Raw genomic sequence first — 13710 nt, 5'->3', positions numbered from 1 at the left:
TTCCTCTCTTTGATTATCGTTCTGTGATTATGGTTCTGCATTTTCGCGGGCGCCGCGCGCGGCAACGAGAAGCGCGACGGTGGCAAGGACCAGCGAGGCCAGGATCAGCAGCGTCGCGATGGCGTTCAGCTCTGGCGAGGTGCCGGCTCGGATCAGCGAGAAGATGTAGACGGGCAGCGTCGTCGAGCCGCCGGTCGAAAGCAGGTTCGAGGTGATGAAGTCGTCCATCGAGATGAGGAAGGCGAGCATCGCGCCGGAGAAGACACCGGGGAAGATCAGCGGCAGCGTCACGCGGCGGAAGGTCGTCCAGCGGTCGGCATAGAGGTCGGCGCTCGCCTCTTCGAAATCCAGCGACATGCCCTGCAGGCGGGCGCGGATCGGCAGGAAGGCGAAGGGCGTGCAGAAGGCGGAATGGGCGATGGTGAGCCGCAGCATGCCGTTCTGGATATCGAGCAGCGAGAAGAGAAGGAGCGTCGCGACGGCCAGCACGATTTCCGGCAGCAGCAGCGGCAGGTTGACGATGGTCTCGGAGAGCTTGCGGAAGCGCAGGTTCTTGCCGCGGATGATGGCGAGCGCGGCGGAAAGCGCGACGAGGGTGGAGACGACGGTGGCGATGGCCGCGACCGTCAGCGAGGTCTCCAGCGCGTTCATCAGCGCGGCATTGTTGAGCGCCGAGCCGTACCATTTCAGCGAAAAGCCGGTCCACACGCCTGCCACACGGTTGGCGTTGAAGGAATAGACGACGATGACCGCGAGCGGCGCATAGAGATAAAGGAAGAAGAAGACGGTGAGCGGGGCAAGGCCCGGATAGCGCTTGACGTCGTGGCGGATGCTCATGGCGTCGCCTCCCGCTGGGCGGCGCGCAGCGCCGTGAAGATCAGGAAGACCATGACGAGAGCCATCAGCGCCATGGCGATGGCCGCGCCGAAGGGCCAGTTGCGGCCGCCGCCGAACTGGAGCTGGATGAGCGAGCCCATCATCATCTGCTTGCCGCCGCCCATCAGGGTCGGCTCCAGCACCGCGCCGAGCGAGGGGACGAAGACGAGGATGGCGCCGGCTGTGAGGCCCGGCGCCGTCAGCGGCAGGATCACCCGGCGCAGCGTCACCCAGCGATCGCCGTAAAGGTCGTGCGAGGCCTCGATCAGGGTGCCGTCCAGCTTCTCGATGGAGGCGAAGACCGGCAGCACCATCAGGGGCATGGCGGTATAGACCATGGCGGTCAGCGTCGCGCCGTCGTTGAACATGAAGCTCATGCCGGCGGGAAAGCCGAGCGTTTCCAGCAATTTCGGCAAGGTGCCGTCCTTGCCGAGAATGATCATCCAGGCATAGACGCGCAGGATCATCGAGACCCAGAAGGGCAGCGTCACGAGATAGACGAGTGCCGCCTTGCGGCCCGGCGGCTGGCGCGAGATGAAATAGGCGACCGGCACGGCGAAGAGGAGGCAGATCAGCGTTGTAGCGCCGGCAAGCAGGAAGGTGCGGCCGATGATCAGGAGGTATTGCGGGGTGAATTCCAGCTCCCCGGTCCAGCCCTCGTTGAAGAGGATCTGGCTGTAGCCGGCGAGGTTGAAATCCCAGGTGAAGCCGCCATAGGCGCCGCGTGTCGCCACGGAGACGGCGGCGATGATGAAGATCGGCAGGATCAGCGCGAAGCCCATCAGCAGGCGCGAGGGCAGCAGGCCCCAGAAGGAAAGATCATGCCAGAAACGGGCGCGGGGCGCGCGCACCGTTTCGGCGGGGATATGGAGGGCGCTGTCCGTCATGCCGCCAGCACCCGCGCGGAACCCGCGACGAAGCCGACGGGGACCGTCGCGCCGAGTGGGATCGTATCGCCCTCGCGGGAGGCGTTGCGGCGCGAGGCGCGCAGCTCCGTGCCTGCGACGTCGAGCGTGTAATGGGTGTAGCCGCCCATGTAGTTCTTGTTGGTGATGCGGCCCTCGAAGGTGATGCCTTCTGCCTGATTGCCGAGATTGATCTTTTCCGGGCGCACGGAGAGCGTCGCGCGGCCCTTGGCGGTCGGGCCGGTCGCCGGCACGGTGATGGAAAGGCCGAAGGGCGTGCGGATGGTCGCCTCGCCGCCGGAGGCTTCCAGCACCTCGACGTCGAGGAAATTCGTCTCGCCCACGAAATCGGCGACGAAGCGGTTCACCGGCTCCTCGTAGATCTCCGCCGGCGTTCCGATCTGCTGCACCTCGCCGCCGCCGAGCACGGCGATACGGTCGGACATGTCGAGTGCTTCTTCCTGATCGTGCGTAACGAAGACGAAGGTGATGCCGGTGTCGCGCTGGAGCGTGCGCAGCTCGTCGCGCATTGCCTGTCGCAGCTTCAGGTCGAGGGCGGACAGCGGTTCGTCGAGCAGCAGCACTTCCGGCTCGGGCGCGAGCGCGCGGGCAAGGGCGATGCGCTGGCGCTGGCCGCCCGAGAGCTGGGCGGGCTTGCGCCTTGCCATCGGTCCCATATGAACGCGCTCGAGCATCTCGCCGACACGCGTCTTGATGCGGCCCTGCTCCCAGCCGAGGTTCTCGAGGCCGTAGGCGACGTTCTGCTCCAGCGTCATATGCGGGAAGAGCGCATAGCTCTGGAAAACCGTGTTGACCCGCCGCTTGTGCGGCGGAATGGCGACCACTTCCTTGCCGTTCAAGAGGATCGAGCCTGCATCCGGGCTTTCGAAGCCGGCGAGCATGCGCAGCAGCGTGGTCTTGCCGCAGCCGGAAGGGCCGAGCATCGTGAAGAACTCGTTGCTGCCGATGTCGAAGCTGACCGATTTCAGTGCCTGATAGGCCCCGAAGCTTTTGGAAACCGACTTCACTTCGATGGCCTTGGGCTCAGTCATGCGTCGTTCCTCACGCCGGTTCGAGCTGGGTGACTTCGCGGCGGAAGGGCAGGGCGTCGCCGATATCGGGCGTGTCCAGTTCCCGCGCGTAGCGATGGCCCGCATAGGTCGCCCAGGCGATGGGGGCCGGGGCGCTGGCGTCGCCGATGATCTTGACCGTTCTGATGCCGGCATCCGCCCAGTCCGCCTGCCGGGCGAGGAGGTCGTTGTAGAGCGCGTCCTCGGCAAGGCGCGAGGCGACCATGACGACCGCGTCGCAGCCGATGGCGGCCTTGCGGCCGGTATAGGTGCAGTTGGTCTCGACCTCGTCCGCGCGGATGGCGGTGACGCCGCGGTTGAGGCGGATGTCGACGCCGAGATCGTCGAGGCGCACATGGATCGCGCCCTGTTCCAGCGTGTTGCGCGTCCAGTCGGAAACGTAGGCCGAGGGCGTGACGAGGATGACGTTCGCCCCGGCCTTGGCCATCACCTCGGCCATCACGCCGCCCATGTAATAGTGGTCGTCGTCATAGACGACGACGGTCTTGCCGGTAAGGTTTTCCGGATGGACCTTCGCCATGACGTCGTCGGGCGTCCAGAGGGTCATGGCGGGGTCGATCGGCATCGGCACGACATGCTGGCGCGCGACGCCGTCGCGCCGCCAGTGCGCGCCGGTGGCGATGGCGACATGCTCGAAGCCGAAGCCCAGCACATCCTCGGCCGTCAGGCGGCTGTCGAAATAGGTCTCGACATTGGTGCGCTGGGAAATCTGGTACTGGCGGTAATCGACGACGCGGCCCCAGGCCGAAAGGCCGGGCAGCAGCCGTTCGCGGGCGACGCGGCCGCCGAGCGTGGTGGTGGCCTCGGCCAGCGTCACGTCATAGCCGCGCAGCGAGAGGGCGCGGGTGGCTTCGAGGCCGGCGGGGCCGGCGCCGACGACGAGCACCGTCTGGCTCTCGCCCTTCTCGTTCATGCGCTCGGGGTGCCAGCCCTTGCGCCATTCCTCCATGAAGGTCGGGTTCTGCGTGCAGCGGCTGATCGACATGGTCATGTCGCCGGTGATGCACATGTTGCAGCCAATGCATTCGCGGATGTCCTCGATGCGGCCTTCCTCGATCTTCCTCGGCAGGAAGGGATCGGCGATGGAAGGGCGGGCGCAGCCGATGAAATCGAGCACGCCCTGGCGGATCATGCGCGCCATCACATCAGGCGAGGTGAAGCGGCCGACGCCGACGACGGGCTTCGAGGAGAGTTCCCGGATGCCCCTGACCAGCAGCTCCTGCGCGCCTTCCTCCTTGAAGCGCGAGGGGCCGGAACAGTCCTCCCAGGCGCCGTGCGCGAGGTCCCAGAGGTCGGGCAGGTCGGCGTTCATCTCGACGAATTCGCGCACCTCGGCATTGGAGAAGCCGAGTTCGCCGATCGTCTCGTCGAGGCTGACGCGCATGGTGATCGCCGTCGTGTCGCCGACAGCATCGCGGATATCGGCAACGACCTCGCGGGCGAAGCGCGAGCGGTTTTCGAGGCTTCCGCCATATTCGTCCGTGCGCTGGTTGGTGGCGCGCGACAGGAAGTGCTGGAAGATGCCGAAGCCGTGCGCGCCGTAAAGACAGATGAGGTCGAAGCCGGCCAGCTTGGAACGCTTCGCCGCATTGACGAACCAGCGGCGCAGGTCTTTGATCTCGGACTTGTCAAGCGCGCGAGCCTGCACCGGGTCGTTGGTGAAGGTGCGGATCGGCAGCGCCGAGGGGGCGAGGGGTACTTCCTTGGTGTAGAAGTTCGGGCCGTTGATGCCGGAATAGGCGAGCTGGATGCCGGCGAGTGCGCCGTGCACCTTCATGGCGTCTGACATGCGGCGAAGGCCGGGAATGTCCTTGTCCTCCCACAGGCGCAGCTCGATGAAGGGCGTGATCTCCGAGGTGTGGTGCATCTCGGTCTGTTCGGTGAAGATGACGCCCCAGCCGCCTTCCGACTTGATGCCGCGCATCGCCGCGGCCGCGGACGGGTCACGATAGCCGCCGCCGTTGCAATGCGGCACCTGGTAGAACCGGTTCTTTGCGACGTGCGGGCCGATCGCGAGGGGCTCGAACAGGATATCGTATTTGGCGTCGCGCATGGCAATCCTCGGGGTTTGTGAGGCTATTGGATTGGGCGAAGGGCTTTCGGTAAATGATGCGTTCCGGAAGCATGGATTAGGTTCAGGCTAATCGAGACCTCTCGCGTTGCCGTAACGTTCCCCGGATCCATGTCAGGCTCTTCAGAGGCTTGGAAAATATCTTTTGATTTCAGTCAATTATGAAGGCGCTTGCGCCGATCTCAACGCGGAAACAACCGCAGGCGGAGACCGGCGCGAAACCCGGAGCGTACGGGCGGGCCTAGTATTTCACCCACACGGTCTTGAGAGAGCAATATTTGTCGAAGCTGTGGATGGAGAGGTCGCGGCCGAAACCGGACTGCTTGACCCCGCCGAAGGGCGTCATGGCCGACAGCGCATCGACCGTGTTGACGGAGACGGTGCCGGCGTTCAGCCGGTCGGAGACCGAGAGCGCGCGCGACAGGTCCTTCGTCCAGACGGAGGCGGCGAGGCCGTATTCGCTGTCATTGGCGATGCGCAGCGCCTCTTCGTCGCTGTCGAAGGGCGTGATGGCGAGCACGGGGCCGAAGATTTCCTCCCGCGCGATGCGGGCGTCCGGCGCGACCTCGTTGAAGATGGTCGGCTGGATGTAGCAGTCCGAGCCGTCGCGCGTCTCGCGCGCGCCACCGTGGGCGAGACGCGCTTCCTTGCGGCCGATGTCGATATAGGAGGCGACGCGGTCGGCATGGCTCTTTTCCACCAGCGGTCCCATGCGGGTGGCGGCGTCGAGCGGATCGCCGAGCGGCCATGCCGCGGTCGCGGCGATCAGCTTCTCGGTAAACTCCTCCTGCACCGAGCGGTGCACGAGAAGGCGGGAATTGGCCGAGCAGACCTCGCCGGAATTGAACAGGATGCCGAAGGCCGCCATCTCGGCCGCCCTGTCGAGGTCCGCGTCGGCGAAGACGAGGTTCGGCGACTTGCCGCCCGTCTCCAGCCAGACCTGCTTCATGTTGCTTGTCCCCGCATAGGTCATGAAGAGCTTGCCGACCTTGGTCGAGCCGGTGAAGACGAGGGCGTCGACATCCGGGTGGAGGCCGAGCGCGCGGCCGGCATCCTCGCCGAAGCCGGGCACGACGTTGAGCACGCCGTCCGGTAGACCCGCCTCGGAGGCGAGTTCGGCCAGCATGAGGGCGGAGAGCGGCGACTGCTCGGCCGGCTTCAGCACGACGGAATTGCCGGTCGCGAGCGCGGGGGCGAGCTTCCACGTTGCCATGTCGAGCGGGAAGTTCCACGGCACGACGGCGCCGATGACGCCGAGCGGCACGCGGCGGATCATGGCGAGGTCGCCACGCCCGGTGGGGGCGATCTCGTCATAGAGCTTGTCGATGGCCTCGGCATGCCATTCGAAGAAATGGGCGGAGCCGGGCGCGTCGATGGTGGAGCTGTCGCTGATCGGCTTGCCCATGTCGAGCGTGTCGAGAAGGGCGAGTTCCGGTACGTTCTCGCGGATAAGGGCGGCTAGGCGCAGCAGCACCGCCTTGCGCTCGGCCGGCGACTTGCCGGACCAGCGGCCATCCTCGAAGGCGCGGCGGGCGGAGGCGACGGCGGCGTCGATGTCCTCGGCGGTGCCGCGGGCGACGGCGGTCAGCACCTGTGCGTTGGCAGGGTTCACGGTCTCGAACCGGCCGCCCTTCGCCGCATCGCGGAAGCCGCCGTCGATATAGAGGCCGTTGCGGAATTTCAGGCTCGCGACGCGCGCGCGCCAGTCGATGGTCGTCGTCATGAACTGCCTTTCTCTTGCTGAGGGTCGTCGGCGGAAACCGGCAGGTCCATGCCCATGCCGCGGATCGTCTCGCCGCAGAAATCGATGAAGCGCCGGACGGTGAGCGTCGGGCTGGCGCCGGCCATCGAGAGAATGCCCATGCGCATGGGGCGCAGGTTCCCGGTGAGCGGCACGAAGGTGAGGCGGCTGCCGTCCGGCGCATAGGTGGAGACCGGGCGGATGTTGGCGATGGAATAGCCGAAGCGGTTGGCGACCATGGCGCGCATGACGGACATGTCGCGCGTGCGCTCCGCGATATGCGGCGTCAGGCCCGCATCGCGGAAGAGCGAGAGGAAATAGGCCGAGGAATGCGGCAGATCGAGCAGGATCATCGGGTGCGGTGCAAGGTCCTCCACCGTCACCTCGCGGTGGTTCGCCAGCGGATGCTCCTCGTGCAGCACCGCATAGGGCGGCAGCACGGCAAGCTCGTGGAAGGCCATGTCGGCGGGGATGTCGAGATCGTAGCTAAGCGCGATATCGAAGCGCGCCATGCGCAGGCCCTCGAGGATGCGCGCCTGGTCGCGCTCGTACTGGAAGAAATCGACCTCGGGATAGGTATCGGAGAAGGCGCGGCGCAGGGAGGGGATGACGGCCTGGGCGAAGGTGACGAGGCAGGCGACATGCAGCGGCCCGCGCACCTGGCCGGTCAGTTCGTTGGAGAGGGCATTCAGCCTGGCGGCCTCCGACAGGATCTGCCGCGCCTGCGCGACGAAGCTGTGGCCGGCCTGCGTCAGCGAAAGGCCGTGCGCGTGGCGGCGCACGAAGAGGTTGATGCCGAATTCCTTCTCGAGCTGCGAGATGGCGGCGGAGACGGAAGGGGCCGAGACGTTCACCCGTTCGGCCGCCTCCGTGACGGAGCCGAACTCCCCGACGGCGACGAGATATTCCAGTTGCCGGAGCGTGAAGCGCAAGGCCATGTCTGTTCCCCCGTTGAAGCGCCAATTAAGGAACAGATTTGCACGCTCGGAAAGAGCGCGTTCCGCAGGGCTGTGGACGACGGGGGCTTTCCCGGGGGCTGGGTGTCGGTTCATGGCATGCTCGCTTCCTCCTTGCGGGCGGCCGTCACCGGGCCTTTCAGGAGGCCGCGGCGGCAATGCCGGCGCCCTGACCGCCGCGGTGTTCGGCGATGTAGCCGGCAAGATAATCCGCATCGTGCCAGCATCCCCAGATGAAGGAGGATGCGCGGCGGGACAGCCACGGCAGCCCGACGAAGAAGAGGCCGGGCACCTTGGAAACGCCGCGCTCGTGGACCGGGCGGCCCTTCTCGTCGAGCGCATCGGCCTTCAGCCAGCCGTAGTCGACCGCATAGCCCGTCGCCCAGATGATGGAGGTGATGCCGGCCTCCTTGAGATCGAGCGCCAGGATGGGATCGGTCACGCAGGCCGGGTCCGGTTCCCTGTGGCGCGCCTCGGGGTCATCCGGCAGGTCGAGGCCGTGTTCCGCCGCATAGGCGTCAGCGCGGTCGAGCAGGGAAAGGTGGTTGGCGTCGCCCCGGGCGATGTTCTCCACGAGGTCGGGCGCGACATGCAGCACGCCGTCCCTGAAGGATGCTGCCCGGCCGAGCAGGGTCATGCCGCGATTGCCGAGGCGTCGGAAATCGACGGTCTGCCCGCCATAGGCGCCGCTGACGGCGATGGTGACATGCTCGGTGTTCGGCGCCGGCACCTTGAGGTCCCAGATGCCGAGCACGCCGAGCCACCAGCAGAAATCCTTGCCGCGGTAGCGGCGCGGCGGCCGGTCGTGCGGGCCGATGGAAAGATAGACGCGGCGGCCGGCGCGCAGTAGTTCGTCGGCGATCTGCGTGCCGGACGAGCCGGCGCCGATCACCAGAACCGCGCCCTCGGGCAACTGGCCGGGATTGCGGTAGGCGTTGGAATGGATCTGCGTCAGCCCCTTCTGCTCCGGCACGAGGGCCGGCATGACGGGGCGCTGGAATGCGCCGGTGGCGGAGACGACGTTCCTCGCCTCGATCACGCCGTCGGAGGTCTCGACGCGGAAGATGTCGCCCTCCTTTCGCACGGACCGCACCTCGACGCCGCAGCGGATCGGGGCCTTGATCTTCTCGGCATAGGTCACGAAGTAGTCGGCCACCTGCTCCTTGGGCGCGAAGGCCTCGTCCTCGAGGCCGGCGAAGGTGAGGCCGGGAAAGCGGTCGTGCCAGGCGGGACCGTTGGCGACGAGGCTGTCCCAGCGGGCCGTGCGCCAGCTTTCGGCGATGCGGGCCTTTTCGAGCACGAGATGGGCAATGCTGCGCCTGCCGAGATGCTCGCTCATAGCAACGCCCGCCTGGCCGGCGCCGATGACGAGCGTGTCCACTTTTTCAACTGCCATGCCGCTTCCTTCCCTTCCGGAGCGCCGGCCTCGCGGCCGCCTTTCCCGATGTGTAGTGGAAGCCGGAAAGGGCCGACATGAGCGTTTTGTTCAGCGTTGATTAGGCGGTCGCTAAGCTTGCGGTCGGCCGGCGATGATGTGAAACAGGAAAGGGACGCGCATCAGGGAGCGAGAAGCGGCGATGAAGACCACCGTCATCCAGTTCGGGACCAGCCGGTTCCTGCAGGCCCATGCGGACCTCTTCCTGTCGGAGGGCGTGCCGGCGCGCACGATCACCGTGGTGCAGACCTCGGGCGATGCCGACCGCAGCCGGCGGCTTGCAGCGCTGGCCGCGCCGGAAGGCTATCCCGTCCGTATCCGCGGCCTTCAGGACGGGCGGACGGTCGATGAGACGCGGACGGTCACCTCCGTGCGGCGCTGTCTTTCCGCATCCACCGACTGGCAGCAGGTGATGCGCGTCTTCGTGGAGGAGGCCGAATTCGTCCTTTCCAACACGGGCGACGCCGGCTTCCAGAGCCGGCCGGAGGATGGCGAGAGCGCCTATCATCCGGCGATGAGCTTTCCCGCCAAGCTATATCACCTGCTGGCCGCCCGGCATGCGGTGGGCGCGGCCCCGATCGTTGTCATGCCGATGGAGCTGGTGGCGGATAATGGCGCGGTGCTGAAGGGCGCGGTCCTCGCCGTCGCGCGTCGGCACGGCGCGGATCGCGCGCTCGTCTCCTATATCGAGGATCGAGTGGTCTGGGCGAGCAGCCTCGTCGACCGCATCGTCTCGGAACCGATAGAGCCGGCAGGCGCTGTCGCGGAACCTTACGCGCTCTGGGCCATCGAGAAGGGGCCGGGCGTCGTTGCGCCCTGCGCGCATCCGGCGATCCTCCTGGTCGACGACCTGAAGGAGATCGAGCGGCTGAAGCTGCATATCCTCAATCTCGGCCATACGGTGCTTGTCGATCTCTGGCGACGGCAGGGCGGCGGGGGCGATCCGGTCGTGCGCGATTTCATCGCGCGGGCCGAGGTGATGGCGGCGCTGGAGGCGATCTATCGGGACGAGGTTCTGCCGGTCTTCGCGCATCTCGGGCAGGGCGAGGCGGCGGAACGCTACCGTGCCGTCACCCTCGAACGCTTCGCCAATCCCTGCCTCGACCACCGGCTGGCGGATATCGCACAGAACCATGCGCAGAAGGTCGAGCGCCGCATCGGCGCCTTCCTCGATCTTGCGCGCAATGCGGGATACGGGCGGCCGCAGCCCCGTCTGGCGGCGATTGCCGGCAGGGACGATCAGTACCAGGTCCATGCCGCCCAGAGGCAGACATAGGCGATGACGGCGATAACGACGCACAATGCGATCTGCCGGGCCAAGCCATTTCCCTTCGGGTTCCGCTTGCGGCAGGATGCATTGGCGGATGGCGCGAGTCGATAGGGACGGCCCCCTTGCCGCGCGCCGGCGCGACGCCATATTGCCGCAGAGAATGGCTGGAGGCGAAACATGCAGGATGACGGGATCAGGCGGCCGGAGGAGGTCGTCGGCTACTGGTGCGAAACCCTGACGGCGAAGGACTGGTGGCAGTCCACGCCCGATCTCGATTCGCGGGTCTTCGCGCAGTTCTGCGCAACGCATCGCGCCTTGTCCCGCGCGGTTACGCCCGAATGGCGGGAAAGCCCCGAGGCGCGGCTTGCGGCGATCATCGTGCTCGACCAGTTCCCCCGCAACATGTACCGCGCCTCGCCGATGGCGTTCGCTACGGACTGGATCGCCCGTCGCGAGGCGAGGCTGGCGCTGGAGGCGGGGGCGGACAAGCTGGTCGATTACGGCCGCCGCCATTTCTTCTACATGCCCTTCGAGCATTCCGAGGAGCTTGCGGACCAGGACCTTTCCGTCGCGCTGTTCGAGGCGCATGGCGACGAGATGTATCTCGACTATGCCATACGGCATCGCGAGGTCGTCGCCGAATATGGCCGCTTTCCCCATCGCAACGCCTTCCTCGGCAGGGTTTCGACGCGGGAGGAGGAGGCTTATCTCGCCGAGCCGGGGGCCGGATTCTAGCCGCAGGGGCCGGGCGGTTCAAAATGGCCGCAATCATGGCTAGAAGGGTGGAGAATCGCATGCGTGCGGTGCGTCGTCTGTCTCTGTCCTGCGAGGGTGGCCTTTTGCCGGTCTTTCGTCTTGTCTCCGTTTTTCTCGCGCTTCTTCTGTGCGCGGCCACGCCCGTTCTCGCGCAGCCGGCCGCAGCGCCTGCCGTCGAGACGGCGACGCCCCTCCAGCAGGCCAATGCCGATCTCGACAAGGCGGGCGCGCAGCTCAACGCCATCCGCGATCGCGTCGATACCTATGCCGATGACGACGCGCGCCTCGTCCAGCTCAAGATCGAGGCGGAGGCGTTGAACCGGTCGATCCTGGCGATCTCCGTCGCCACGCGCCCGCGTCTCGACGCCATCAAGGCGCGGCAGGCCGAGCTTGGCGATCCGCCGGCCGAGGGCGCGCCGGCGGAGGCCGACGTCGTGGTGGAGGAGCGCAAGAAGCTCACCGTCGAGCGCAATGAGATCAATGCGCTGACGGGGGAGGCGGAAAACCTCTCGATCGAGGCGACGAAGCTCTCCAACCGCATCACGGAAATCCGCCGGCAGCTCTTCTCCGATGCCATCCTGAAGCGGACCGAAATCAGCTCCGACCTCTTCTCAGAGGCGTCGGGCGCGATTGCCGAGGAGACGCAGACGCTCGGCCGCACCGTGACGGCGTGGATGCAGTTCGTCTGGAAATTCAAGCGCATGCAGCTTCTGGGCGCCGTCGCCCTGTCGCTGATGGCGGCCCTTGTTCTGCTGTCCGGCAGCTATCGGCTGTTCTCGCCCTATATCACGCGCGCCGCCCGGCAGGAGAAGCCGCACTATATCACGCGCCTGTCCGTCGCCTTCTGGTCCACCGTCCTGCCGACCATGGCGGCGGCCGCCTTCGCCGGGGCGAGCTATTTCTTCCTGGATACGTTCAAGGTGCTGCGGCCCGATATCGCGCCCATCGTCGCCATCGCGCTCGGCGTTCTGGTCGCCATCTATTTCCTCGGGCAGCTTGCCAATGCCGTGCTGTCGCCGGGCGACGGGCACTGGCGGCTGGTGCGGGTTTCCGACCGGGGTGCGCAGCTTCTCTGGCTCCTGATCTTCAGCATGGCCGTCGTCAACGGCGCGGACTATTTCCTCGGCACGATCAGCGAGGTGCTGGGGTCTCCGGTCGTGCTGACCGTGGTGAAGAGCTTCTTCGCCTCCATCGTCATCGGCGCGCTGCTCCTCGTCACGGCCTTCATCAAGCCGGTGCTGCGGCAGGGCGAGACGCCGGATTCGCCGGGACGTCCCTGGCCGCGCTCCATCTTCGTGCTCCTGGTGCTGACCGGTCTCGGCCTCATCTTCGCGGCGCTGCTCGGCTATGTCGGCATGGCGCGGTTCGTCGCCACCCAGATCGTGGTGACGGGCGCGGTGATCGTGACGATGTATATCGGCTTCCTGTCCGGCCGCGCCGTTTCCGCCACGAACGCCTTCGCCGAGACGGCGGTCGGCAAGCGGCTGGAGGAGCGCTTCGGCCTCGGGCAGGTCGCGCTCGACCAGATCGGCCTTGCGGCGGGACTGGCGATCTACCTGTTGCTCTTCGTCTTCTTCGTGCCGCTCATCCTGCTGCAATGGGGCTTCCAGGTCGCGGATATCGAATCCTGGGCCTATCGCATCTTCACGGAAATCCGCATCGGCACCATTACCATCTCGCTGGTGGGTATCCTTGCCGGCGTCCTGCTCTTCGTAGCGGGCCTCGTCATCACGCGCTGGTTCCAGCGGTGGGTCGACGGCAATGTGCTGGCGCGCAGCCAGGTCGATGCGGGCGTGCGCAACTCCGTGCGCACGGCGGTCGGCTATGCGGGCGTGGCGCTCGCCGGCCTCGTTGGCATATCGGCGGCGGGTATCAATCTTTCCAGCCTCGCGCTCGTCGCCGGTGCCCTCTCGCTCGGTATCGGTTTCGGCCTCCAGAACATCGTGTCGAATTTCGTTTCCGGCCTTATCCTGCTTGCCGAGCGGCCGTTCAAGGTCGGCGACTGGGTGGTGGCGGGCACGACGGAGGGCTTCGTGCGCCGCATCTCTGTGCGCGCCACCGAGATCGAGACCTTCCAGCGCCAGACGGTGATCGTGCCGAACTCGGTGCTCATCAACGGCCAGGTCGGCAACTGGACGCATCGCAACAAGCTCGGCCGCGTCGAGATTCCGGTCAGCGTGCATGGCGGCAACGATCCGCGCCTCGTGCAGCAATTGCTTGTCGAGGTCGTGCGGGGCCAGCAGGGATTGCTGCGCAATCCCGAGCCGACAGTCGTCTTCCAGGGCTTTTCCTCCGCGACGCTCGATTTCGAGATCCGCGCCTTCCTGGCGGATATCCTCAACGGGACTGGCGTGAAGTCGGATCTCCGGGCGGCCATCCTCGAGCGTTTCCGCGAGGAGAAGATCGCCATCGGCGCGCCGGCGGCGGCGGAAGTGCCGGTCAAGATATCGCCGGAAAGCGCCGAACTGATCACGGCGATCCTCGAACAGGCGACGGAGAAAGTGCGCCCGCCGGCCTCGCGGCGCAAGGCCAGGCCGCCAGCCGACGAGATCCCCGAGACCTGAGCGCCGCCCGATTTCCGGCGCATGAACGCCGCATTCACGCTGCAT

At 66.5% G+C, this 13710-nt stretch carries 10 protein-coding genes; 3 read left to right on the top strand and 7 right to left on the bottom strand.

What is annotated here, in order from left to right; genetic code table 11:
* Nucleotides 1-27 precede the first annotated feature (27 nt).
* From MOE34_RS10795 to MOE34_RS10765, 7 genes are all read right to left on the bottom strand, one after another.
* Nucleotides 28-837, bottom strand: coding sequence for an ABC transporter permease (locus tag MOE34_RS10795; RefSeq protein ID WP_242223596.1), 810 nt, complete (start codon nucleotides 835-837; stop codon nucleotides 28-30).
* Nucleotides 834-1763, bottom strand: a complete 930-nt coding sequence (locus MOE34_RS10790) for an ABC transporter permease (RefSeq protein ID WP_242223594.1) — start codon at nucleotides 1761-1763, stop codon at nucleotides 834-836. Before MOE34_RS10790 ends, MOE34_RS10795 begins: the two co-directional genes overlap by 4 nt.
* Entirely contained in the window at nucleotides 1760-2833 is a 1074-nt protein-coding gene (locus tag MOE34_RS10785) for an ABC transporter ATP-binding protein (protein WP_347342757.1), read from the bottom strand. The genes MOE34_RS10790 and MOE34_RS10785 overlap by 4 nt, the downstream gene beginning before the upstream one ends.
* Before the next feature lie 10 nt (nucleotides 2834-2843).
* Entirely contained in the window at nucleotides 2844-4925 is a 2082-nt protein-coding gene (locus MOE34_RS10780; protein ID WP_242223592.1) for an FAD-dependent oxidoreductase, read from the bottom strand.
* A gap of 259 nt (nucleotides 4926-5184) precedes the next feature.
* On the bottom strand, nucleotides 5185-6666 hold the full coding sequence (locus MOE34_RS10775; RefSeq protein ID WP_242223588.1) for an aldehyde dehydrogenase: 1482 nt from the start codon (nucleotides 6664-6666) through the stop codon (nucleotides 5185-5187).
* Entirely contained in the window at nucleotides 6663-7622 is a 960-nt protein-coding gene (locus MOE34_RS10770; protein WP_242223586.1) for a LysR family transcriptional regulator, read from the bottom strand. Before MOE34_RS10770 ends, MOE34_RS10775 begins: the two co-directional genes overlap by 4 nt.
* Before the next feature lie 157 nt (nucleotides 7623-7779).
* Nucleotides 7780-9036, bottom strand: coding sequence for a flavin-containing monooxygenase (locus tag MOE34_RS10765; RefSeq protein WP_242223584.1), 1257 nt, complete (start codon nucleotides 9034-9036; stop codon nucleotides 7780-7782).
* Nucleotides 9037-9217: 181 nt separating this feature from the next.
* Between MOE34_RS10765 and MOE34_RS10760 the strand changes: the two genes are divergently transcribed.
* The 3 genes from MOE34_RS10760 (at nucleotide 9218) to MOE34_RS10750 (ending at nucleotide 13665) form a co-directional block, all read left to right on the top strand.
* On the top strand, nucleotides 9218-10351 hold the full coding sequence (locus MOE34_RS10760; RefSeq protein WP_242223582.1) for a mannitol dehydrogenase family protein: 1134 nt from the start codon (nucleotides 9218-9220) through the stop codon (nucleotides 10349-10351).
* A 171-nt stretch (nucleotides 10352-10522) separates the two neighbouring features.
* Nucleotides 10523-11080: a DUF924 family protein gene (locus MOE34_RS10755; RefSeq protein ID WP_242223580.1), complete on the top strand. Its 558-nt coding sequence runs from the start codon at nucleotides 10523-10525 to the stop codon at nucleotides 11078-11080.
* A gap of 59 nt (nucleotides 11081-11139) precedes the next feature.
* Entirely contained in the window at nucleotides 11140-13665 is a 2526-nt protein-coding gene (locus MOE34_RS10750; RefSeq protein WP_242223578.1) for a mechanosensitive ion channel family protein, read from the top strand.
* Nucleotides 13666-13710: the final 45 nt, after the last annotated feature.

It is taken from the genome of Shinella zoogloeoides (assembly GCF_022682305.1).
GTDB lineage: Bacteria > Pseudomonadota > Alphaproteobacteria > Rhizobiales > Rhizobiaceae > Shinella > Shinella zoogloeoides_B.
Note: the sequence above shows the minus strand (reverse complement) of the source record. Positions and strands in the feature narration are given on the sequence as shown.